General features: G+C 60.7%; 18 protein-coding genes and 1 tRNA gene. 9 read left to right on the top strand and 10 right to left on the bottom strand.

Annotation, left to right across the window (positions count from 1 at the left end; all coding sequences use genetic code 11):
• Positions 1 to 59: 59 nt before the first annotated feature.
• The 3 genes from ispH to ACP7DW_RS12035 all read right to left on the bottom strand — a co-directional run bounded on the left by ispH (position 60) and on the right by ACP7DW_RS12035 (position 2,872).
• The gene (gene ispH, locus ACP7DW_RS12045) at positions 60 to 1,007 is read right to left on the bottom strand and encodes a 4-hydroxy-3-methylbut-2-enyl diphosphate reductase (protein ID WP_426055729.1); all 948 of its coding nucleotides are present in this window, start codon (positions 1,005 to 1,007) and stop codon (positions 60 to 62) included.
• A 10-nt stretch (positions 1,008 to 1,017) separates the two neighbouring features.
• Positions 1,018 to 1,473 (bottom strand): FKBP-type peptidyl-prolyl cis-trans isomerase, encoded by a 456-nt coding sequence (locus tag ACP7DW_RS12040; protein ID WP_298410230.1) that lies wholly within the window; start codon positions 1,471 to 1,473, stop codon positions 1,018 to 1,020.
• Between the two features lie 157 nt (positions 1,474 to 1,630).
• Positions 1,631 to 2,872, bottom strand: coding sequence for a hypothetical protein (locus tag ACP7DW_RS12035; protein WP_426055731.1), 1,242 nt, complete (start codon positions 2,870 to 2,872; stop codon positions 1,631 to 1,633).
• A gap of 317 nt (positions 2,873 to 3,189) precedes the next feature.
• Between ACP7DW_RS12035 and radC the strand changes: the two genes are divergently transcribed.
• The 3 genes from radC (at position 3,190) to rpmG (ending at position 4,538) form a co-directional block, all read left to right on the top strand.
• Complete coding sequence (gene radC / locus ACP7DW_RS12030) at positions 3,190 to 3,864, top strand: RadC family protein (protein WP_426055732.1); 675 nt, start codon at positions 3,190 to 3,192, stop codon at positions 3,862 to 3,864.
• 247 nt (positions 3,865 to 4,111) lie between these two features.
• Complete coding sequence (gene rpmB, locus ACP7DW_RS12025) at positions 4,112 to 4,348, top strand: 50S ribosomal protein L28 (RefSeq protein ID WP_010400928.1); 237 nt, start codon at positions 4,112 to 4,114, stop codon at positions 4,346 to 4,348.
• Between the two features lie 22 nt (positions 4,349 to 4,370).
• Positions 4,371 to 4,538 (top strand): 50S ribosomal protein L33, encoded by a 168-nt coding sequence (gene rpmG / locus ACP7DW_RS12020; RefSeq protein WP_010400929.1) that lies wholly within the window; start codon positions 4,371 to 4,373, stop codon positions 4,536 to 4,538.
• Positions 4,539 to 4,677: 139 nt separating this feature from the next.
• Here the strand turns inward: rpmG and ACP7DW_RS12015 are convergent, their stop codons facing one another.
• From ACP7DW_RS12015 to ACP7DW_RS11995, 5 genes are all read right to left on the bottom strand, one after another.
• Positions 4,678 to 5,886, bottom strand: coding sequence for a DesA family fatty acid desaturase (locus ACP7DW_RS12015; RefSeq protein WP_071075775.1), 1,209 nt, complete (start codon positions 5,884 to 5,886; stop codon positions 4,678 to 4,680).
• A gap of 133 nt (positions 5,887 to 6,019) precedes the next feature.
• Positions 6,020 to 7,378, bottom strand: coding sequence for a mechanosensitive ion channel family protein (locus ACP7DW_RS12010; protein WP_298410237.1), 1,359 nt, complete (start codon positions 7,376 to 7,378; stop codon positions 6,020 to 6,022).
• 123 nt (positions 7,379 to 7,501) lie between these two features.
• Positions 7,502 to 8,821 (bottom strand): RsmB/NOP family class I SAM-dependent RNA methyltransferase, encoded by a 1,320-nt coding sequence (locus ACP7DW_RS12005; RefSeq protein WP_071075773.1) that lies wholly within the window; start codon positions 8,819 to 8,821, stop codon positions 7,502 to 7,504.
• 21 nt (positions 8,822 to 8,842) lie between these two features.
• On the bottom strand, positions 8,843 to 9,451 hold the full coding sequence (gene purN / locus ACP7DW_RS12000; protein ID WP_076568208.1) for a phosphoribosylglycinamide formyltransferase: 609 nt from the start codon (positions 9,449 to 9,451) through the stop codon (positions 8,843 to 8,845).
• A 156-nt stretch (positions 9,452 to 9,607) separates the two neighbouring features.
• Positions 9,608 to 10,006, bottom strand: a complete 399-nt coding sequence (locus ACP7DW_RS11995) for a barstar family protein (protein WP_071075771.1) — start codon at positions 10,004 to 10,006, stop codon at positions 9,608 to 9,610.
• Positions 10,007 to 10,407: 401 nt separating this feature from the next.
• On the opposite strand from ACP7DW_RS11995, the gene ACP7DW_RS11990 reads away from it, so the two are divergent.
• From ACP7DW_RS11990 to ACP7DW_RS11970, 5 genes are all read left to right on the top strand, one after another.
• Positions 10,408 to 10,920, top strand: a complete 513-nt coding sequence (locus ACP7DW_RS11990; protein WP_071075770.1) for a glycine zipper 2TM domain-containing protein — start codon at positions 10,408 to 10,410, stop codon at positions 10,918 to 10,920.
• Positions 10,921 to 11,007: 87 nt separating this feature from the next.
• Positions 11,008 to 11,796 carry a spermidine synthase gene (locus ACP7DW_RS11985; protein WP_426055734.1) on the top strand — a complete coding sequence of 263 codons (789 nt, stop codon included), beginning with the start codon at positions 11,008 to 11,010 and terminating at the stop codon, positions 11,794 to 11,796.
• A gap of 47 nt (positions 11,797 to 11,843) precedes the next feature.
• Positions 11,844 to 13,610, top strand: coding sequence for a GspE/PulE family protein (locus tag ACP7DW_RS11980; protein ID WP_426055735.1), 1,767 nt, complete (start codon positions 11,844 to 11,846; stop codon positions 13,608 to 13,610).
• Positions 13,611 to 13,678: 68 nt separating this feature from the next.
• Positions 13,679 to 13,754 (top strand) — tRNA-Lys (locus ACP7DW_RS11975).
• A 104-nt stretch (positions 13,755 to 13,858) separates the two neighbouring features.
• Positions 13,859 to 14,260, top strand: coding sequence for a hypothetical protein (locus tag ACP7DW_RS11970; protein WP_426055736.1), 402 nt, complete (start codon positions 13,859 to 13,861; stop codon positions 14,258 to 14,260).
• Between the two features lie 14 nt (positions 14,261 to 14,274).
• On the opposite strand, the gene ACP7DW_RS11965 is transcribed toward ACP7DW_RS11970, so the two are convergent.
• Together ACP7DW_RS11965 and ACP7DW_RS11960 are read right to left on the bottom strand one after the other, a co-directional pair.
• On the bottom strand, positions 14,275 to 14,778 hold the full coding sequence (locus tag ACP7DW_RS11965; protein WP_426055737.1) for a hypothetical protein: 504 nt from the start codon (positions 14,776 to 14,778) through the stop codon (positions 14,275 to 14,277).
• 3 nt (positions 14,779 to 14,781) lie between these two features.
• Entirely contained in the window at positions 14,782 to 15,825 is a 1,044-nt protein-coding gene (locus ACP7DW_RS11960) for a lysozyme inhibitor LprI family protein (protein WP_426055738.1), read from the bottom strand.
• A gap of 174 nt (positions 15,826 to 15,999) precedes the next feature.
• Here ACP7DW_RS11960 and ACP7DW_RS11955 point away from each other — a divergent pair, with 174 nt between their 5' ends.
• Positions 16,000 to 18,156 (top strand): prolyl oligopeptidase family serine peptidase, encoded by a 2,157-nt coding sequence (locus ACP7DW_RS11955; RefSeq protein WP_426055739.1) that lies wholly within the window; start codon positions 16,000 to 16,002, stop codon positions 18,154 to 18,156.
• Positions 18,157 to 18,189 lie beyond the last annotated feature (33 nt).

The following is an 18,189-nucleotide window of genomic DNA, read 5'->3' as shown; positions in this document are numbered from 1 at the left end:
TTCCGAATTAAATTCGGCTTTGAGGTAACTCCTCATCGATACGCCGTCGTCCTGGCAACTCAGGCGACGTCGCGCTTGAGGCCATCGAGGCCTTTCGGCATCGGGAACGTGACGGCTTCCTGCACGCCGTCGAGCGGGCGCACGCTCTTCACGCCGCACTCTTTCAGGCGGTCGATGACGGCTTGCACCAGCACCTCGGGCGCCGAGGCGCCAGCGGTCACACCCACGCGCAGCTTGCCTTCCAGCCAAGCGGGATCGATTTGCGAGGCATTGTCGACCATGTAGGCTGGCGTGCCCATCTTCTCGGCCACTTCGCGCAGGCGGTTCGAATTCGAGCTGTTCGGGCTGCCCACGACGATCACCACTTCCACTTGCGGGGCCATGAATTTCACGGCTTCCTGGCGGTTGGTGGTGGCGTAGCAGATGTCGCCTTTTTTCGGCTCGGCGATGTTCGGATATTTCAGCTTCAAGGCCGCAATAATGTCGCGAGTGTCGTCAACTGACAACGTTGTTTGCGACACATAGGCCAGGCTCTCCGGATTGGCTACCTGCAATGCCGCCACATCATCGAGCGTTTCCACCAGATGCATGCCCATGTCGGCCTGCCCCATCGTGCCTTCCACCTCGGGATGGCCGTCGTGGCCGATCATGATGATCTCGCGGCCTTCACGGCGCATCTTGCCCACTTCCATGTGCACCTTGGTGACCAGCGGGCACGTCGCGTCAAAAATGCTCAGGCCGCGCGATTCCGCCTCGGCGCGCACGGCTTTCGACACGCCATGCGCGGAAAACACGAGCGTATTGCCAGCAGGCACGTCATCGAGGTCATCGATGAAGATGGCGCCCTTGTTGCGCAAGTCGGCCACCACATAGGCGTTGTGGACGATTTCATGGCGCACATAGATCGGCGCACCAAATTGCTGCAAGGCACGTTCGACGATTTCGATCGCCCGGTCGACGCCCGCGCAGAAACCGCGGGGCTGGGCCAGTAACAGTTCTTTATCCATCGCTATTCCTTCACAGCACCGAAATGAGCTTGACTTCAAAGCGCAGCGGCTGGCCGGCCAGCGGATGATTGAAGTCGAACAGGGCCGAGTCCTCGCGCATTTCGCGCAGCACGCCGGCAAAGCGGCCGCCGCCCGGCGCGGCGAAGTCGACCAGGTCGCCGATCTTGTAGTCGGCACCGGGCACCGAGTTTTCGTCCAGCGTCGCGCGCGAAACCGACCGCACCAGCTCGGGATTGCGCTCGCCAAAGCCTTCGCCGGCGGCCAGCTCGAACGTCTGGTGCGTGCCTTCAGGCAAGCCCAGCAGGCGCTGCTCGAGGAATGGCGCCAGCTGGCCCTGTCCCAGCATCAAGGTAGCAGGATTTCCGCTAAAGGTAGTGACAATATCAGTACCGTCAACAGTAGCAAGACGATAATGCAGGGTGAGGTAAGCCGCTTCGGTGACGACTGCTGGTTGCTCGTTGGACATAGTGAGTTTTCAAGTAGCTGATGCAAAACGATATTGTAAGCCACACTGGCCACGCCTGCCCCATGGCTTCGTCAAAGATGAGCGGTATGGCGCACAAGCAGGAGAAAAACGGGAAGAGGCAGGCGCGCCGCGGCGCCCGCCTGGAGGGAAGCATCAATCAGTTGGCGGCAAGTTCGGCAACATTGGGCAGGCTGTCGAGCAAGGCGGCCACGTCCTGGCGGGACTCGCTGGAAAAGCCCATCTGCGCCGTCACGTTGATCTTGCCGTCGGCCTCCTGCGTGGCCGCGAAGTTGGCAATGCCCAGCGCGCGCTCGAACAGTATCACCTTCTTGCCGCTATTGAGATCGGTGGCCGACACCTTGCCCAGCCCACCTTCCTGCGACACCAGGATAGGCCGTCCCGGCACATTGAACCAGTTAATGCGCCAGAAATAATGGCTCATGTTGCGCGTGCCATTTGGTTCGAAAGCGCTTTCAAAGGAATCCATCTGCGCGCATTTGGCGATAAAGTAATTTTTTTGCTTGCACGCACTCATCACCTGCACCTGCTTGCTTTCCAGCGAAATATTGACTGGAACCAGGCGGCTATTCTGGATATTAAGCAGGGCATAATCCTCTTTCTTGTTCATGCCCACCGTGGCGCCCAGCGACTGCACGGCGCTGAACAGGCCCGCCAGAGAGTTGCCCCCTTGCGTGCCATTCGAGGTAGGCGTGCGTTCGAGCAGAATGTAGCCCGTATTGGCAATATCACCATTTTGCAGGGCGGCAATAGAAAACGCCTCCGGTGCGATGATATTCGTCGTGCCATTGCCGGGGATATAGCGGAATCCCGTATTGTCGCGGGCGATCACGAAGCCGCGCGACGACGGTATCAGGCGGTAGCCATTGAATTTTTTGCCCGTCACCGTGGTGACTTGCCACAACATCCCCTGCTTTTGCGCCGTGGCAATGGTAATCGGCTCGGTATTGGACAGGGCACGGCCGACCTTCACGACATATTCGCCGGGACTGGTTTCCGCCAGATACGTAAAATCGCCCGACTGCGCATCAAATCCGTAGGTCGTGATCTTGCCTTCGGGATCGATATAGCGTTGACCATTGATGGCAAAACCGTCTCGGAAGCGTTCGAATTGCACGCCGTGCGTCAAGGTCGGCAACTGCTTGAAAGCAGTTGCCAGGTCCGCATCACTGCGTTGCGGCAACAGCGTGGCCGGTGCAGCCTGCTGCGCCATGGGCTGCGGCGCCATGCCCTGCGCTTGCAGGGCGCGCCCCATTTGCTGCTGCAACAGCATGGTCAGCATCTGTTTTTGTTGTTCCGGCGTCAAGGCATCAAGGTTTTGCGCTTGCACCGGCTGTGCGGAGATCAAGGCGCCGAATAACAGGGTGATACTTTTTTTCATGAGGTCGTCGTCGATTCATCAGGAAGGTCAAAATTGCAGCCCGACTGCACTGCTCGGCATTACCGGCTACCACATGGGCATGACTAAATTGGCAATAATTAATATCATAAGTCATACATGATTAAATTGCCAGCAGGAAATAAAATAGCCCCCATGGCAATTCATGCTGGCACGTCGCCATGGCGCGTCTTAGGCCCATATCAGTACGCCACGCTGCGCCGTGACGATAATGCAGTGTGAGGCCGGCGATCACGGCGCTGGCCGGGACTGGGTGTCCCACTGGCAAACCCCGCAAAGGCGCGACGAAGGAGAACAGCATGGGCATCAAGGACTGGCCGGCCCGCGAACGGCCGCGCGAACGCCTGATCGAGGATGGCGCACACTCGCTGTCGGATGCGGAATTGCTGGCCGTGTTCCTGCGCACCGGCGTGCGCGGCAAGAGCGCGGTGGAACTGGCACGCGACACGGTCGAGCACTTCGGCTCCCTGCGGGGCCTGTTTGGCGCCAGCCTCGTGAGTTTTTCCGCCGTGCATGGCATGGGCAGCGCCAAGTTTGCCCAGCTGCAAGCAGTCATGGAACTGGCGCGGCGCGCCATCATCGAGGATTTGCAGGCGGGCCAGGCTTTGAATTCCCCCCACGCCGTCAAAGACTATTTGCGCCTGACCTTGGGCAACCTGGCGCACGAAGCGTTTCATGTGTTGTTTTTGGACGTCAAGAACCGCCTGATCACGACCCAGGAAATGTTTCGCGGCACCCTCACCCACACCAGCGTGTATCCGCGCGAAGTGGTGAAACAAGCGCTGCTGCACAACGCGGCCAGCGTGATGCTGGCGCATAACCACCCGTCCGGCACGCCGGAACCGAGCGAAGCGGATTTATTGCTCACGCGCGCGCTGGTGCAAGCCTTGTCGCTGGTGGACGTGCGCATCCTCGACCATTTCGTCGTGGCCGGTCGGCAAGTGCATTCGTTCGCGGAACATGGCCAGATCTAGGCCAGGACTGGCCAGGCAGCAGTTAACCATGTGTAAACAAGGACATACGTGAACACACCGCCACGCTTATCTAACAGTAAACAGCGCCGTTTACCAGTGCCGTCCCCTATGAAGAAGGGTAAAAGTCAAATTGTTAAATTATTTCAATACAACATGACACAATTGTTTTTCGCAAGTCATTGATAAATCGGCTTATTTTGGATATACTCTCGTTTTTCCAATTTGGAATATCTTTAAGGAGTGCGCCATGGCACGTGTTTGCCAAGTCACTGGGAAGAAGCCGATGGTCGGCAACAATGTTTCCCATGCAAACAACAAAACCAAACGTCGTTTTTTGCCTAACTTGCAGAATCGTCGTATTTTTGTTGAATCTGAAAACCGCTGGGTCTCCCTGCGTTTGTCCAACGCCGGTCTGCGCGTCATCGATAAAGTCGGCATCGACGCCGTATTGGTCGATATGCGCGCTCGTGGCGAAAAAGTCTAATTAGCAGAATAAGGGAGCTATCATGGCAAAATCAGGCCGCGACAAAATCAAGTTAGAATCGACCGCCGGTACGGGTCACTTCTACACGACTACCAAAAACAAGCGTACGACGCCTGCGAAAATGGAGATCATGAAATTTGATCCTAAAGCACGCAAGCACGTAACGTACAAAGAAACCAAAATCAAGTAATTGATCTTGTGTTCTGTAAAAAGAGCCGCTCCGATGAGCGGTTTTTTTTCGCCCTGATTTTGACGCCGCCCTCCTCCTTTTGCCAAGGCGAAAAAAAAGGCCCTGGAATCCAGGGCCTTGATATGGCGCAACAGACTAATCAGGCATAGCTGCGCAGGCGCAGTGAAAAGTCTTGCAACGACTGGATACCCGACGCTTCGGCGCGCGTGCACCAGTCTTGCAGCTTCTGCAGCAACTGCTCGCGCGTAAAGTGGGAACGCTCCCAGATGGCGCCCAGCTCCACGCGCATGTGGTGCATGGTTTCCAGCGCCTTGCTGTGCTGGAACAGTTCCGACAGCTGCTCGTGGTGCGCCTCGGCCAGCTTGCCCGGTTCGCGCTGCATCAGCTTGCGCGACGATTTCAGGAAACGCTTTTCCAGCTCGGCCTTGTGCTTCAGGTGTTCCAGCTCTTCCTTCCAGGCATGCTTGATCGATTTCGCGTACTTGGCCATCACGTCGTAGCGATTGGCGATGACCGACTGCAAGGTCTCGAAATCCGCTTCCAGCTTGCCGTGCGAGAACTTCGGTTCCGGCGCCAGCTTTTTCACCTTGGCCAGGCCCAGCATTTCCAGCGCGCGGATATACGCCCAGCCGATATCGATTTCATACCATTTCGACGACAGCTTGGCCGACGTCGCATACGTATGGTGGTTGTTATGCAACTCTTCGCCGCCGATCAGGATGCCGAAGGGAATGATGTTGGTGGCCGCGTCGGCGCAATCATAGTTGCGGTAACCCCAGTAGTGACCGATGCCGTTGATGATGCCGGCTGCCGTGATGGGTATCCACATCATTTGCACGGCCCACACGGAAATGCCGATCACGCCGAACAACACGAAATTGATGACGAACAGCGACACCACGCCCAGCCAGCTGTACTTGGTGTACAGGTTGCGCTCGATCCAGTCCGTCGGCGTGCCGTGACCGTACTTGGCCATGGTTTCCATGTTCTTCGATTCAGCGCGGTACAGCTCGGCGCCTTCCCAGAACACTTTCTTGATGCCGCGCGTCACGGGGCTGTGCGGATCTTCTTCCGTATCGCACTTGGCATGGTGCTTGCGGTGGATGGCCGCCCACTCTTTCGTTACCTGGCCGGTCGTCAGCCACAGCCAGAAACGGAAGAAGTGGCTGGGAATCGCGTGCAATTCCAGCGCCCGGTGGGCCTGGTGGCGGTGCAGGTAAATCGTGACGCTGGCGATCGTGATATGCGTGACCACCATGGTGTACAGGAAAACTTGCCATGCGGACAGATCGGTAATGCCAGTGGCCATGAACTGCAAAACGTCGTGTAAAACGGAACTCAATGTCATTACTGCTACTCCAAGTGGTCAGGGCGTGCGCACGGTCGCTCCAGTGACTCTGGAGGTCCGGCAGAGTTAATTTTAGGCGTGATTGTACGCCCTAATGGGTGCTATCAGGCAAAATCGGAGGCAGGCAGCGAGGTTAGGGCTGGGTGCCGGATGGCGCGGACTCACCCTCTGCCGCACCCGCGAGCGGGACAGGAGGCGTACCAACAATACGCAATTCACGTTGCGGAAACGGTACAGTGACCTTATGTTCCTGCAAGGTGCGCCAGATGGCGCGGTTCACATTCGACTTCACGCCGCCGGTGCCGTTTTCCGGGTCCGCGATCCAGAAGCCGATCTGCACATCGAGGCCGTCGGCGCCGAAACGCACGAGGGTGGCCGATGGCGGATTGCTTTGCGACACACGCGGCACCTTGGCCGTCGCCGCTTCCAGCAAGGGGAAGATGACATCGATATCCGTTTCATAGCCCACCGACACGGCCGTCGACAGCCAGACCATGCGGTTACTCAGCGACATGTTCTGCACGCCGCCGGAAATCAGCATTTCATTCGGCACGATGGATTCAACGCCATCGCCACCCAATAACACAGTATAGCGCGTATTGATCTGCGTCACCTTGCCCGTGAACTGGCCGACGGTGATCATGTCGCCGATGGTGAGACTGCGGTCGAGCAGGATGATGAAGCCGGAGACAAAGTTCGCGGCGATCTTTTGCAAGCCGAAGCCCAGCGCCACGCCGAAAGCGCCGCCAAACACGGACAGCACCGTCAGGTCGATGCCCACCAGCGACAGGCTGACCAGCACGGAAACGAGGATCAGCACGGCGCGGCCCATGCGCGACAGCACCACGCGCAAGGAGGTGTGCAAGCCCTGCATTTTCATCAGGCGCTCGTCGAGCGAGGTGCCGGCCCACATGGCCAGCACCAGCAGCACGGCAACGGAAATAGCGGCTTGCAAGATGGCAGCCACGGAGACCTTGTTGCGGCCCAGCGGTACGACGATGCCTTCCAGGAAGGTATGCAGTTCCGGCCACAGGCCCGTGATATACAGGGCCATGCCCGCCCACACCACCACCGTGAATATCTTTTCCAGCAACAACATGGTGGGGCTGATATCGCCATGGCGGGCAAAAATGCGGCGCAGCACATAAAAACCGAAGCGCACCAGCGCCATCGAGGTACACAGGGGAATGGCGATACTGAGCAGGTTCACCGACTGGAACTTGGCCAGGAAGTGTTGTGCAATACCCAGCAGCATGGCCGCCAGCACGGGCGTCAGGATGCGGATGAAACTGTCCGTGCGCTGCAAGGTTTCCGGCGTGGCGGGCGTCGCCGCCGCTTCCGCGCGGTGATGCAGGAACACGCGCAACTGCCGCACCAGCAGCCAGCTCAGCGCCATGCAGGCGACGATGACCAGCGCCTGCCACAAGATGGCCGGTTGGCGGAAATCGTCGACAAAATCAGTGATCAGGTTGAGCAGCGGGGTTTCGTTCATGGCGGATGGTCTGGAAGATGGTGCAGGGAAATAACCGGGCGGGGCGCCCACAGCCTGCGCCAGGCTGGCTGGCGCAAGTGCTTGGCCACCGCTGCGATGCTGCAGCGGCGGCCCGTGACAAACTTACTCGGCGGCTTCAGCGTCAGCGTCGTCGGCCGGTTTTTCATCGGCGTAGACTTTTTTCGGCATGACCTTGCGCTCGAACACGGCGGCGAAGAAGCCGTCGGTATGGTGCAGGTGCGGCAGCAATTTCAGGTAGTCGCCCATTTCCAGCTCGATCTTCTGTTCGGCCAGCACCTTGCTCATCGGCACCAGGGTGAAGTCGGGATGGGCCGCCAGGAATTGCTCGGCGATAAAATCGTTTTCTTCGTTCAGGAAGCTGCAGGTGGCGTACACCAGGCGGCCGCCGCCCTTGACCAGGCGCGCCGCGCCGGCCAGGATGGCGGCCTGCTTGGCTTGCAGCTCGACGATCGAGTTCGGCTGCTGGCGCCATTTCACGTCCGGATTGCGGCGCAGGGTGCCCAGGCCGCTGCACGGGGCGTCAACCAGCACGCGGTCGATCTTGCCGGCCAGGCGCTTGATCTTGGCATCGCGCTCATGCGCGATCTGCACCGGATGCACGTTCGACAGGCCGCTGCGGGCCATGCGTGGCTTCAGCTTGGCCAAACGCTTTTCCGACACGTCGAACGCATACAAACGGCCCGTGTTGCGCATCAGCGCACCCAATGCGAGCGTCTTGCCGCCCGCGCCGGCACAGAAATCGACCACCATCTCGCCGCGCTTGGCGCCGACGATCTGCGACAGGATCTGGCTGCCTTCATCTTGCACTTCGATGGCGCCGCTCTGGAACAACGGCATGTTTTGCAGCGATGGCTTCTTGATCACGCGCAGCCCCAGCGGCGCGTAGGGCGTCGGGGTGCTGAGGATCGGTGCTTCGGCCAGGGCCAGCATCACATCTTCACGCGTGGCCTTGAGCGAGTTGACGCGCAAGTCCAGCGGCGCAGGTGCGTTCAGCGCATCGGCCAGCTTCATGGTTTCCGCTTCGCCGAACTGGGCGATCAGCTTGTCGAACAGCCAGGTCGGCATGTTGGCGCGCATGTTCGACGGCATCAGGCTGCGGTCGATCTGCGTGATGCGTTCCAGCCATTCGACTTCTTCTTCCGTCAGGCCGCCCAGGGAGTCGGCACCGACGGCTTCGGCCAGGCCGAGGATGGTCAAACGGCGCATGGTCGGGCCACTGCCCGCTTCGGCGAAATCGGTAAAGAACGACTTGTTGCGCAGCACGGCATAAATGCCTTCGGCGATGGCGCCGCGTTCGCGCGAACCGAGGCGCGGATGGTCGCGGAAATAGCGCGACAGGGTGGTGTCGGCCGGGGCCGTGAAACGTAAAATTTCGCGCAATACTTCTTCAGCATTGGCAAGTATCGCTGGTGGCAATCTCATTGTTATTCTTCCTGTAATATTTTATTGAGGGTCCACGCGGACCTGGCCATGCTCGACTGACAGTTTATCGTCAATGAACAGGCGGATGGCGCGCGGGTAAAGCAGATGTTCCTGTACCAGCACGCGCGCCGATAAGCTGTCTTCTGTGTCGCCTGGCAAGACGGGGACTGTCGCGCTCGCCACGGCCGGGCCATGATCGAGCTCGGCGGTCACGAAATGCACGGTCGCGCCGTGTTCCGTCACACCCGCCTCAAGTGCCTGGCGGTGCGTCGCCATGCCCGGGAACAGCGGCAGCAGCGACGGGTGGATATTGAGCATGCGCCCCGCGTAATGCTCGACGAAGGGCGGCGTCAGGATGCGCATGAAACCGGCCAGCACGACCAGGTCGGGGGCGAAGCCGTCGATCACGGCTTGCAGCGCCGCATCAAACTGCTCGCGGCTGGCATAATCCTTGTTGGCAACGACTGCCGTCGCTATCCCATGTTCCGCGGCAAAAACCAGTCCCTGGGCGTCGGCCCGGTTACTGATGACGGCGGCAATCCGGGCTGGCCATTGCTCGGCTTGCGCCGCGCGGACGACCGCCTCCATATTGCTGCCGCGTCCGGAAATGAGGATAACGATATTTTTCATAGCGCGCATTGTACCCGCTATGGCGATGCGAATCTAGAAAGGCCGGTATTATTGTTGCGGCGCAACATAAGCGCCAGCGCGCCGCAGCCGCCCGGCGATGCCGAGTCTCACCGGTGCAGGAGGCCGGTTTGACGGCGTCGCGGCAAGAGTAAGTATTTACTCGAACGAATAGAAGACGCGGAACGGCACTTTCTTCTCGGCCCAGTAGTCGGCGGCATCGCGGAACACGTCGAGCAGGATCTCGCGCGCTTCCTTGTCGAATTTTTGCGTATTTGGCAATTGCTCGAGCACCACCAGGAAGCCCGTTTGCGTGCCGGCCTTGTGCATGGTATCCGTCAGGCACAGGCGCAGGGCATCGAAATTCTTGGCCAGGTTTTTAGGAAACAGGAATGCTTCTGCAATAATGCCGATGACTTGTTGCTTGGTCTGTCCAGCGTTGCAATGCGCATATAAAAAGTGCTGCCCGAGACGGATCGCCTCGTCTTGTAACTCGGTCACGCGAAAGGCACGGATGGACTGGACAAGGTTGGGCGGCACGGTTAGTAACAAACTCATTTTTCCCTCAAATCGACCTGTTATGTATGGATTTTTTCTAGCTGCTCTTCTTATTGCATCCCCGCACGCGGGTCAATGCGCACGCGGTGATTCGATCTGTATCCACTTTTATGCGATTCAGTGCGATTTTATATAAGCCATACGCGTATTAGGGTAACGTGTTGTCCTGCATGAATCAACCCGAATATGATGTCAAACGCAAGATTTGTTACAAACCGCTGGTTTCAAGTCACTTCAACATCTTGTATCGATTGAAAGTGCATGTTACAGACTGTGGGGCAAGGGGCTTGGGCTGTTACATTTTGTTGCCATGCGAACGACAACCGGCCAGCGAGTCGGATTACTATAGACTCAAGTTGTAAAAAATACCCTGAAAGATTCTCTACATAATGAGGTTAGAAATGAACTTGCAAGCCAAATTGATGATGTCAGCCCTCTGTATCGGCACATTGCCACTCGCTCAGGCTGCCGACTTTGAAGATTTCGGCAAGGTCGTGCGCGTCGTGCCGCAGGTGGAACAGATCAATCGTCCACGCCAGGAATGCCGTACGGAATACGTGCAAGTGCAAGCGCCGCCGCAACAGCGCAGCGCTGGCGGCTCCATCGTCGGCGGTATCGCCGGCGCCCTGCTCGGCAGCCAGGTCGGTGGCGGCAATGGCCGCACGGCCGCAGCAGCGGCTGGCGCGATTGCCGGCGCCGTCGTCGGTGACCGCGTCGACAACCAGAACAATTACCAGGGCGGCATGCAGGAACAAGCCGTCAAGCAATGCCGTCAGGTCGACCACTGGGAATCGCGCAACAATGGCTACCAGGTCACCTACGACTACCGCGGCCGCAACTACACAAGCATCATGTCCTACGATCCGGGCGAACGCATCCGTTTGCGCGTCTCGATCGAACCCGCTCAACAGTAAGCGCAGCAAGCGGCCCGTACCATGCCAGCCCCAGCGGCTGGCATTTTTTATGGCACGCTATAATGCGGCACACTTTCAGGCCGCCTTATGCTTATCAAACGAAAATCCATCGAACAAGTCGAATCCTCGCGCCCCGCGCGCAAGCCCCGCTATGCCCCAGTCACCCTGTCGGAAATGGATGGCGTGCGCTATCTGCATTTCGGCACGGAATGGGTGCAGGGCGCCATGCGCATCCGCAAACCGGACTGGCCGGAACTCGAATACGCACAGCAGATGATGGCGTGGATGCTGTGGATCGCGCAACCGCAGCGCCTCGCCCAACTGGGCCTGGGCACGGGCGCGCTGACCAAGTTCTGCTACCGCCAGTTCCCGCAGGCGCAAGTCGAAGCCATCGAACTGAACCCGTCCGTCATCACCATCTGCGCCTCGATGTTCAAGCTGCCGCCCAACGATGAGCGCCTGCACGTGCGCGAGATGGATGCGCTCGACTACGTCAACGATGAAGCCAACCACGGCACCCTGGACGCCCTGCAGGTGGACCTGTATGACGCCACGGCACGCGGTCCCGTGCTCGACAGCGCGGACTTCTATTCCGCCTGCTGCGCCTGCCTGGCGCCGCACGGCATCATGACGGTCAACCTGTTCGGCGACCACCCCAGCTATGCGAAGAACATCAAGGCGATGAAGTTTGCGTTTGCACAGGTGATCTGCCTGCCGGAAGTCCATGATGGGAATGTGGTGGCGATCGCGTTCAAGACGAAAGTGGCGCTCGATGCCGAAGCGCAAGTGGCTCTGCTGGAACGCGCCAAGCAGATCGTCGCCGAGACCAAGCTGCCTGCCAAGACCTGGGTCAAGGGCATCGTCAGCACCCTGTAAGCGCCGGCACACCCACGCAAGGCCGGCAGCCCTGAAAGGCGCCGGCCATGTCCGCCTCCCCTCCGCCCTCCCCCATTTCACCCAACACGCCGCTGCAATTGCCGCAACTGCTGGCCTGGCTGCAGGAAGACGGCTTGCTCGATGCGGCGCAAGCGGCGGCCATCGACGCCCAGGCCGCTCGGCTGCCGGCGCCCCCCTTGCATCCGCTGTGCAGCATCGCCCATGGCGCGCTCACGCTCGACACCCTGTGCGCCTGGCTGGCGCAACGCTCGGGCTTGCCGTATGTGCGCATCGATCCCTTGCACATCGATTTCAGCCAGGTGGCCGACGTCATGACGGCCGGCTATGCGGCCCGCTTCAACATCCTGCCCGTGGACAGCACGCTTGAGCGCATCGTCATCGCCACGGCCCAGCCCTACGCGCTCGCTTGGCAGGCGCAGCTGGGAACGCTGGCACCACGCAAGCTGAGCCTGGTCATCGCCAATCCGCTGCACATCGCCGACGCCATCGCGCAATTTTTCAGCCTGGCCACTTCCGTCAAGGTGGCAAAACTGGCGTCCACGCAGGACATGGCGCTGCGCCAGAATGTCGAGCAGCTGGTGGAACTGGGGCGCAACAAGACCAGCCTCGACGCCAACGACCAGCACGTGGTGCGCATCGTCGACTGGCTGTGGCAATACGCGTTTGCCCAGCGCGCCTCCGACATCCATCTGGAACCGAAGCGCGATGCGGGCCTCGTGCGCCTGCGCATCGATGGCCGCCTGCACCAGGCGTATCAATTGCCGCCCGTGGTGCTGCTGGCCATGACGGCGCGCATCAAGTTGCTCGGGCGCATGGACGTGGTGGAAAAGCGCCGCCCCCAGGATGGCCGCATCAAGACGCGCAATGCGCAAGGCCAGGAAATCGAGCTGCGCCTGTCGACCTTGCCCACGGCCTTTGGCGAAAAGCTCGTCATGCGCATCTTCGACCCGGAAGTGGCCGTCAAAAGCCTGTTTGAGCTGGGCTTTCCGCCCGCGGACGCCGAACGCTGGCGCCAGCTGACGGCGCGCGCGCACGGCATCGTGCTGGTGACGGGCCCCACCGGCTCGGGCAAGACCAGCACCCTGTACAGCACCCTGAAGGCGCTGGCCGGCAGCGAAGTCAATGTCTGCACGGTGGAAGACCCCATCGAAATGGTCGAACCGGCCTTCAACCAGATGCAGGTGCAAACCCAGGCCGGCATCGAACTGTCGTTTGCCGATGGCGTGCGGGCGCTGATGCGGCAAGATCCCGACATCATCATGGTGGGCGAGATTCGCGACCTGGCCACGGCCGAGATGGCCATGCAGGCGGCGCTGACGGGCCATTTGGTGCTGTCGACCCTGCACACCAACGACGCGCCCTCGGCCGTCATGCGCCTGCTGGAACTGGGCTTGCCCGCTTATTTGCTGGAAGCGTGCCTGGCCGGCGTGCTGGCGCAGCGATTGCTGCGCTGCCTGTGTCCGGACTGCAAGCAGCCGGGCGCCGCCCCGGACACCGCCGCATGGCAGCGCCTGACGGGCGGCCAGCTGGAACGGCCGCAGGCCACGTACCGCCCCGTCGGCTGCGCCCTGTGCCGGCACAGCGGCTACCTGGGGCGTGCCGGCATTTATGAACTGCTGAGCGTGACGGAAACGTTCGGCCAGCTGATCAAGGCGGGCGCCGACCTGCACGCCTTGCGCCGCCAAAGCCTGCTCGACGGCATGACGCCGCTGCGCATCGCCGGCGCGCGCAAAATCATCGATGGCACGACCAGCATCGAGGAAGTGCAAAAGCTCACGGCAGCCCTGCCTTAACTGATCAGCACTTTCTCGCAGGAATGCTTTGCATTCTTTTTCAACTGATATATAATGCGGCCTCTTTCGGGTCGTTAGCTCAGCTGGTAGAGCAGCGGACTTTTAATCCGTTGGTCGCAGGTTCGAATCCCGCACGGCCTACCACGAATGCGCAGTACTAAAAAGCCCATCCTCACGGATGGGCTTTTTTCGTTTCCGGTCCGCACGGTTATACTGGCTCTTCGTCTTGCCAATCCTGAAAGAAACACATGAAACTTGCAGCCCTGCTTGTCCCCGCCCTGCTGCTGTGTGCACAAGCTCAGGCGCAGCCGCCCATCGTGCTCGACGGCCAGTACAGCCTGCGCACGGATGAAATGAGCCTGGAGATCATCGGCGACCGCGTCTGCTTCGCGCCCGACAAGGCGCAGTGGGGCCGTCTGCCCAGGCCGGCGGCTTCGCACGCTGTGTGGTTTTGTTTCAGCAACGATGGCGAGGCGCGCCGGCTGCTGCGCGTGCCCGCGCGCCAGGCCGACAATTGCGGCTGGCAGGCGCGTGCGCGCATCATCATCGACAGCTACCAACCGTATATGGAGCAAGGCGACGGCAACGACATGGCGCGCCTGGCCTCGGTGGTGAAAGTGGCGCAACCGAACGCCATCGCCTGCGAGTAGCAAGTTTACCTACCCTAGTCGAGTTCGTATTCCTCTAAATAACGGACAAACAAGTCGCCATCGGCCAGCGGGCACGCAAACCCCGCGCCCCAGTCGGCCAGCAGCAACTGCTCTTTCATGGGCAGCAGCAGCAATTGCGGCATGGCGTCGCTGCACCACAAATCCACCACGATGCCGTCGTCACCCAGGCCGGCAAACAGGGTTTCCGTCTTCTCGCCGCCAAAGGCCAGCACGTTCTTGCATTCCACGCGGTAACTGCTGTAGCCCGTGTAGACGGCGTCATACGGCGGCATGGCGTCCGCCAGCGCCAGGCGCAGCTGCTCCATCGTGAGGCCCAGCGCGCGCATCTGCGACGGCGGCGCCTCGGGCACGTACATCTGCGTCCAGCCGGCGCCGCTGCGGTGCGCATCGGCGAACACCTGCTGCTCGCCCATCTGCGTCAAACAGTGCTGCAAGTTATCCAGCGGCAGCAGTTCGATCATGCAAAAATCGTCTTCGTGGTAATAGGCTTCCCGCATGCTTCAATTCTCCAGCAAATCTTGTAATTGGCTATTGCGCCGCGCAGTCAACCGGCCAGCCCAGGTGTCGCTGGTGACGGCCGGATAGCGCACGGCGCCAAAGTTCATCCAGGCATCGCGGTACGCCAGCCACAGGCGCTGGGTGGCGCGGATGCCATCCTTGCCCACGGCGCCCGCATAGGTTTCCGCCGGCTTTTTCATCAGCTTGCCGTAGATGACGTTGAGCTCCTTGTCGAGCGCCGCCACCTGCTCTTTGGACATGCTGGCCGGCAGCTTGCCCGCCTCGTACTCGCGCAGATCCTGCGCCAGCAAGTCGAGCTCTGCCGTGCGGGCGGCGATGCTCAGGGCGGCGCGCGCCGTGCCGCTCAAGTCCGTTTCATTCGCTGCGCGCGCATCGGCAAACTTGCTTGCCGCCGCCTGCAGTTTTTGCAGCGATGCTTGCGCCACGGCAGGCATGCTTGCGCTGACCTTACCTGTCGCCTGCGCGCGCACGCGCTGCTTTTGCCGCGCATCGATGGCGCTGCACACACCCATCATGTAGCCGCTGGTGATGTCGTCGCACAAATCGATCAGGCCGCGTCCGCTGGCGTTAATCTGCTGCAAGTGTTCGATGCGGCCCTGCATCTCGGCCGGCGCCGCATCGATGCTGCACGCATACTTGAGCGCCAGCAGCGGATCTTTCTGCACGCCCTGTCCATTCAGGTACAGCATCATCAGCACGGCGCTGTTTTGCGTGGCCATCGCGCAATGGCGCGCGGGACGCCAGTCGGCAGGCTTGGGCGAAGACATACTCTTGGTATCGTAATACAGGTCCGTTGCCTGGCACTGCTGCAAGGCAGCCACGGCGGACGGCGCCGGCAAGTCGGCGGGCGGCGGCGCCGCATCCTTGACCTTCAGGCAAGTCGCATACCAGGCCGTGCTTTCCGCGTGGCCCACGCCCATGGCGCTGGTATTCGGGTAGGGAGCGGCGGCGGCAAAGCCCGGGGCGGCCAGCAGCGCGCCCGCGCCCAGCAAGAGCGTTTTCAATGAGGGTAGACAAATTTTCATGTTCAGGCAGCGCCAGCGTGAGTAAAGCGGCAAGTTTAACTGATCAGCCAGGCCGCACCCGCCCGTTACACGCCCATCCGCCTGGTAAGTAACGGTACTCCGCCTTGGCAGTGCAGGAAACCATGGGCAATAATGTTGCCCGCTGTACTCTTTTTCACTTCCCGGACCACGCCCATGACCCTACCCCGTCTTCGCCGTTCCCTCGGCTCCCTGCTGATCGCAGCGGCCTGCGCCTCGCTGGCAACGGCCGTCCACGCCGCCGATACCACGCCGGCATCGCCAGTTACCGCCACGCAAGCCAATGCCAAACATGCCATCACGCATGAAGACGTGTGGCTGATGAAACGCGTGGGCGCCCCCGTCGCCAGCCCCGACGGGCACTGGGCCGTGTTTTCCGTGGTCGACAGCGCCTACTCTAGCCAAGAGCAATGGTCGGACCTGTGGATCAAGTCGCTGCTTGACGACAGCCCCGCGCGCCGCCTGACCTATTCCAGGAGCGGCGAAAGCGCCGTGGCCTGGTCGCCGGACAGCCGCCAGCTGGTGTTCGTCGCCAAGCGCGATGGCGACGAGGCAGGCCAGATTTACCGCCTCGACGTGGCCGCCGGCGGTGAAGCGCAACGCCTGACCTCGCTCACCCTGGGCGCGCGCATGCCAAAGTGGAGTCCGGATGGCAAGCAATTGCTGTTCATCAGCGACATCTATCCAGGCAACAAGACGGAAAGCGACGTCAAGCAAAGCGCGAAGGAGCGCAAGGAACGCAAGGTCAGCGCCCGTTCATATGAAACGACGGCACCGCGCCATTTCGACAAATGGCTGACCGACAAGCAGGTGCGCCTGTTCATCGTCGATGCGCAACCGGAAGCGACGCCGCGCGACATCCTCTCGGGCACGCAACTGGCCGCCCTACCGGGCTTTGGCGGCGGCCAGGGCGACGAAGGACAATCGCTGGACGCCGTCTGGACGCCGGACGGCAAGGCCGTCGTCTTCAACGCGGCCACCAACCGCGATGCGGCGCAGCGCGAAGCCGTGTATTCGCAACTGTATCTGCTGCCCGTGGCGGGCGGCGAAGCGCAGCGCCTGACGCAGGACAAGCATAGCTATGGCAGCCTGAAATTCGCCGCCGACGGCAAGACCCTGTTCGCCCTCAGCGACGCGCAAACGCCCGGTAAAGTGTATGACGTGAAACGCCTGGCCAGCTTCGCCTGGCCGATGAGCAACCCTGCGCCAACGATACTCACGGCCAAGCTGGACCGTTCAATTTCGCGCTTCGTGCTGCCCGAAGGCGGCAAGCGCGTCGTCTTCAGCTATGAACATGCGGGCCTGGAAAAGCTGTACTCGATCGACGCCAGGGGCGGCGAGGTGCGCGAGGAGCCATCCTTGCCGACGGGCAGCATCAATTCGCTGAGCAGCGGCGGCAAGGCCCTGGTGGGCGTGTGGGAGTCGTCCATCAACCCGCCGGAAATCTATGCGTTCAATGGCAAGCAGCCGAAACGGCTGACGGCCTTCAACACGGAGAAAGCCAGCAAGATCGACTGGCAAGCGCCCGAGCACTTCTGGTTCACCACGGCCGACGGGCGCCAGATCCACAATATGCTCGTCAAGCCGGCCAATTTTGATCCGAACAAGAAATACCCGCTGTTTACCGTCATCCACGGCGGCGCGGCCAGCATGTGGCGCGACCAGTTCGTGCTGCGCTGGAACTATCACTTGCTGGCCAAGCCAGGCTATGTCGTGCTGCTGACCGACTACAAGGGTTCCACCGGCTATGGCGAGGAATTCTCGCGCTCGATTCAATTCGATCCCTTGAAAGGTCCGGGCGACGAAGTCAACCAGGGCGTCGATGAAGCCATCAAGAAATATCCATTTATCGACGGCACGAAGCTGGCGGCCGGCGGCGCCAGCTATGGCGGCCACCTGGCCAACTGGCTGCAAGCGACCACCACGCGCTACAAGGCCATCGTCTCGCACGCGGGCGAAATGGACTTGATCATGCAGTGGGGCACCAGCGACGGCGGCTTCGGCCGTGAAACGAATGCAGGCGGCCCCGTCTGGTCGAACCTGCCCGTGTGGCGCGATCAAAGCCCGGTCATGCAAGCAGGCAACCACGAAAAAGGCACGGGTTTCACCACCCCCATCCTGATCACCGTGGGCGAGCTCGATTACCGCGTGCCGGCCAACAATGCCTTGATGAACTTTGCCGTGCAACAGCGCCTGAACGTGCCGGCCAAGTTGCTGGTCTTCCCGGACGAAAACCACTGGATCTTGAAGGGCGAGAACAGCCGCTTCTTCTATAGCGAAGTGGAAGGCTGGCTGGCGAAGTACGTGAAATAAGCGCCGATACCAGAGGCACATCTGCTGCCGGCA

Origin of the sequence: Janthinobacterium sp. PSRC1-1, assembly GCF_049897525.1 — a bacterium.
GTDB lineage: Bacteria > Pseudomonadota > Gammaproteobacteria > Burkholderiales > Burkholderiaceae_D > Janthinobacterium > Janthinobacterium tructae.
The sequence above is the reverse complement of the archived record's forward strand: the minus strand, read 5'-3'. Positions and strand labels throughout refer to the sequence as shown.

What these genes read in the sequence shown, in the direction of transcription:
- ACP7DW_RS11960 (WP_426055738.1), bottom strand. Translation starts at nt 15,825, where the DNA reads ATGAAAATTTGTCTACCCTCATTGAAAACGCTCTTGCTGGGCGCGGGC.
- ispH (WP_426055729.1), bottom strand. Translation starts at nt 1,007, where the DNA reads ATGGATAAAGAACTGTTACTGGCCCAGCCCCGCGGTTTCTGCGCGGGC.
- ACP7DW_RS12035 (WP_426055731.1), bottom strand. Translation starts at nt 2,872, where the DNA reads ATGAAAAAAAGTATCACCCTGTTATTCGGCGCCTTGATCTCCGCACAG.
- ACP7DW_RS12040 (WP_298410230.1), bottom strand. Translation starts at nt 1,473, where the DNA reads ATGTCCAACGAGCAACCAGCAGTCGTCACCGAAGCGGCTTACCTCACC.
- ACP7DW_RS11985 (WP_426055734.1), top strand. Translation starts at nt 11,008, where the DNA reads ATGCTTATCAAACGAAAATCCATCGAACAAGTCGAATCCTCGCGCCCC.
- rpmB (WP_010400928.1), top strand. Translation starts at nt 4,112, where the DNA reads ATGGCACGTGTTTGCCAAGTCACTGGGAAGAAGCCGATGGTCGGCAAC.
- ACP7DW_RS11955 (WP_426055739.1), top strand. Translation starts at nt 16,000, where the DNA reads ATGACCCTACCCCGTCTTCGCCGTTCCCTCGGCTCCCTGCTGATCGCA.
- ACP7DW_RS11990 (WP_071075770.1), top strand. Translation starts at nt 10,408, where the DNA reads ATGAACTTGCAAGCCAAATTGATGATGTCAGCCCTCTGTATCGGCACA.
- rpmG (WP_010400929.1), top strand. Translation starts at nt 4,371, where the DNA reads ATGGCAAAATCAGGCCGCGACAAAATCAAGTTAGAATCGACCGCCGGT.
- purN (WP_076568208.1), bottom strand. Translation starts at nt 9,451, where the DNA reads ATGAAAAATATCGTTATCCTCATTTCCGGACGCGGCAGCAATATGGAG.
- ACP7DW_RS12015 (WP_071075775.1), bottom strand. Translation starts at nt 5,886, where the DNA reads ATGACATTGAGTTCCGTTTTACACGACGTTTTGCAGTTCATGGCCACT.
- ACP7DW_RS11980 (WP_426055735.1), top strand. Translation starts at nt 11,844, where the DNA reads ATGTCCGCCTCCCCTCCGCCCTCCCCCATTTCACCCAACACGCCGCTG.
- ACP7DW_RS11970 (WP_426055736.1), top strand. Translation starts at nt 13,859, where the DNA reads ATGAAACTTGCAGCCCTGCTTGTCCCCGCCCTGCTGCTGTGTGCACAA.
- ACP7DW_RS11995 (WP_071075771.1), bottom strand. Translation starts at nt 10,006, where the DNA reads ATGAGTTTGTTACTAACCGTGCCGCCCAACCTTGTCCAGTCCATCCGT.
- radC (WP_426055732.1), top strand. Translation starts at nt 3,190, where the DNA reads ATGGGCATCAAGGACTGGCCGGCCCGCGAACGGCCGCGCGAACGCCTG.
- ACP7DW_RS11965 (WP_426055737.1), bottom strand. Translation starts at nt 14,778, where the DNA reads ATGCGGGAAGCCTATTACCACGAAGACGATTTTTGCATGATCGAACTG.
- ACP7DW_RS12005 (WP_071075773.1), bottom strand. Translation starts at nt 8,821, where the DNA reads ATGAGATTGCCACCAGCGATACTTGCCAATGCTGAAGAAGTATTGCGC.
- ACP7DW_RS12010 (WP_298410237.1), bottom strand. Translation starts at nt 7,378, where the DNA reads ATGAACGAAACCCCGCTGCTCAACCTGATCACTGATTTTGTCGACGAT.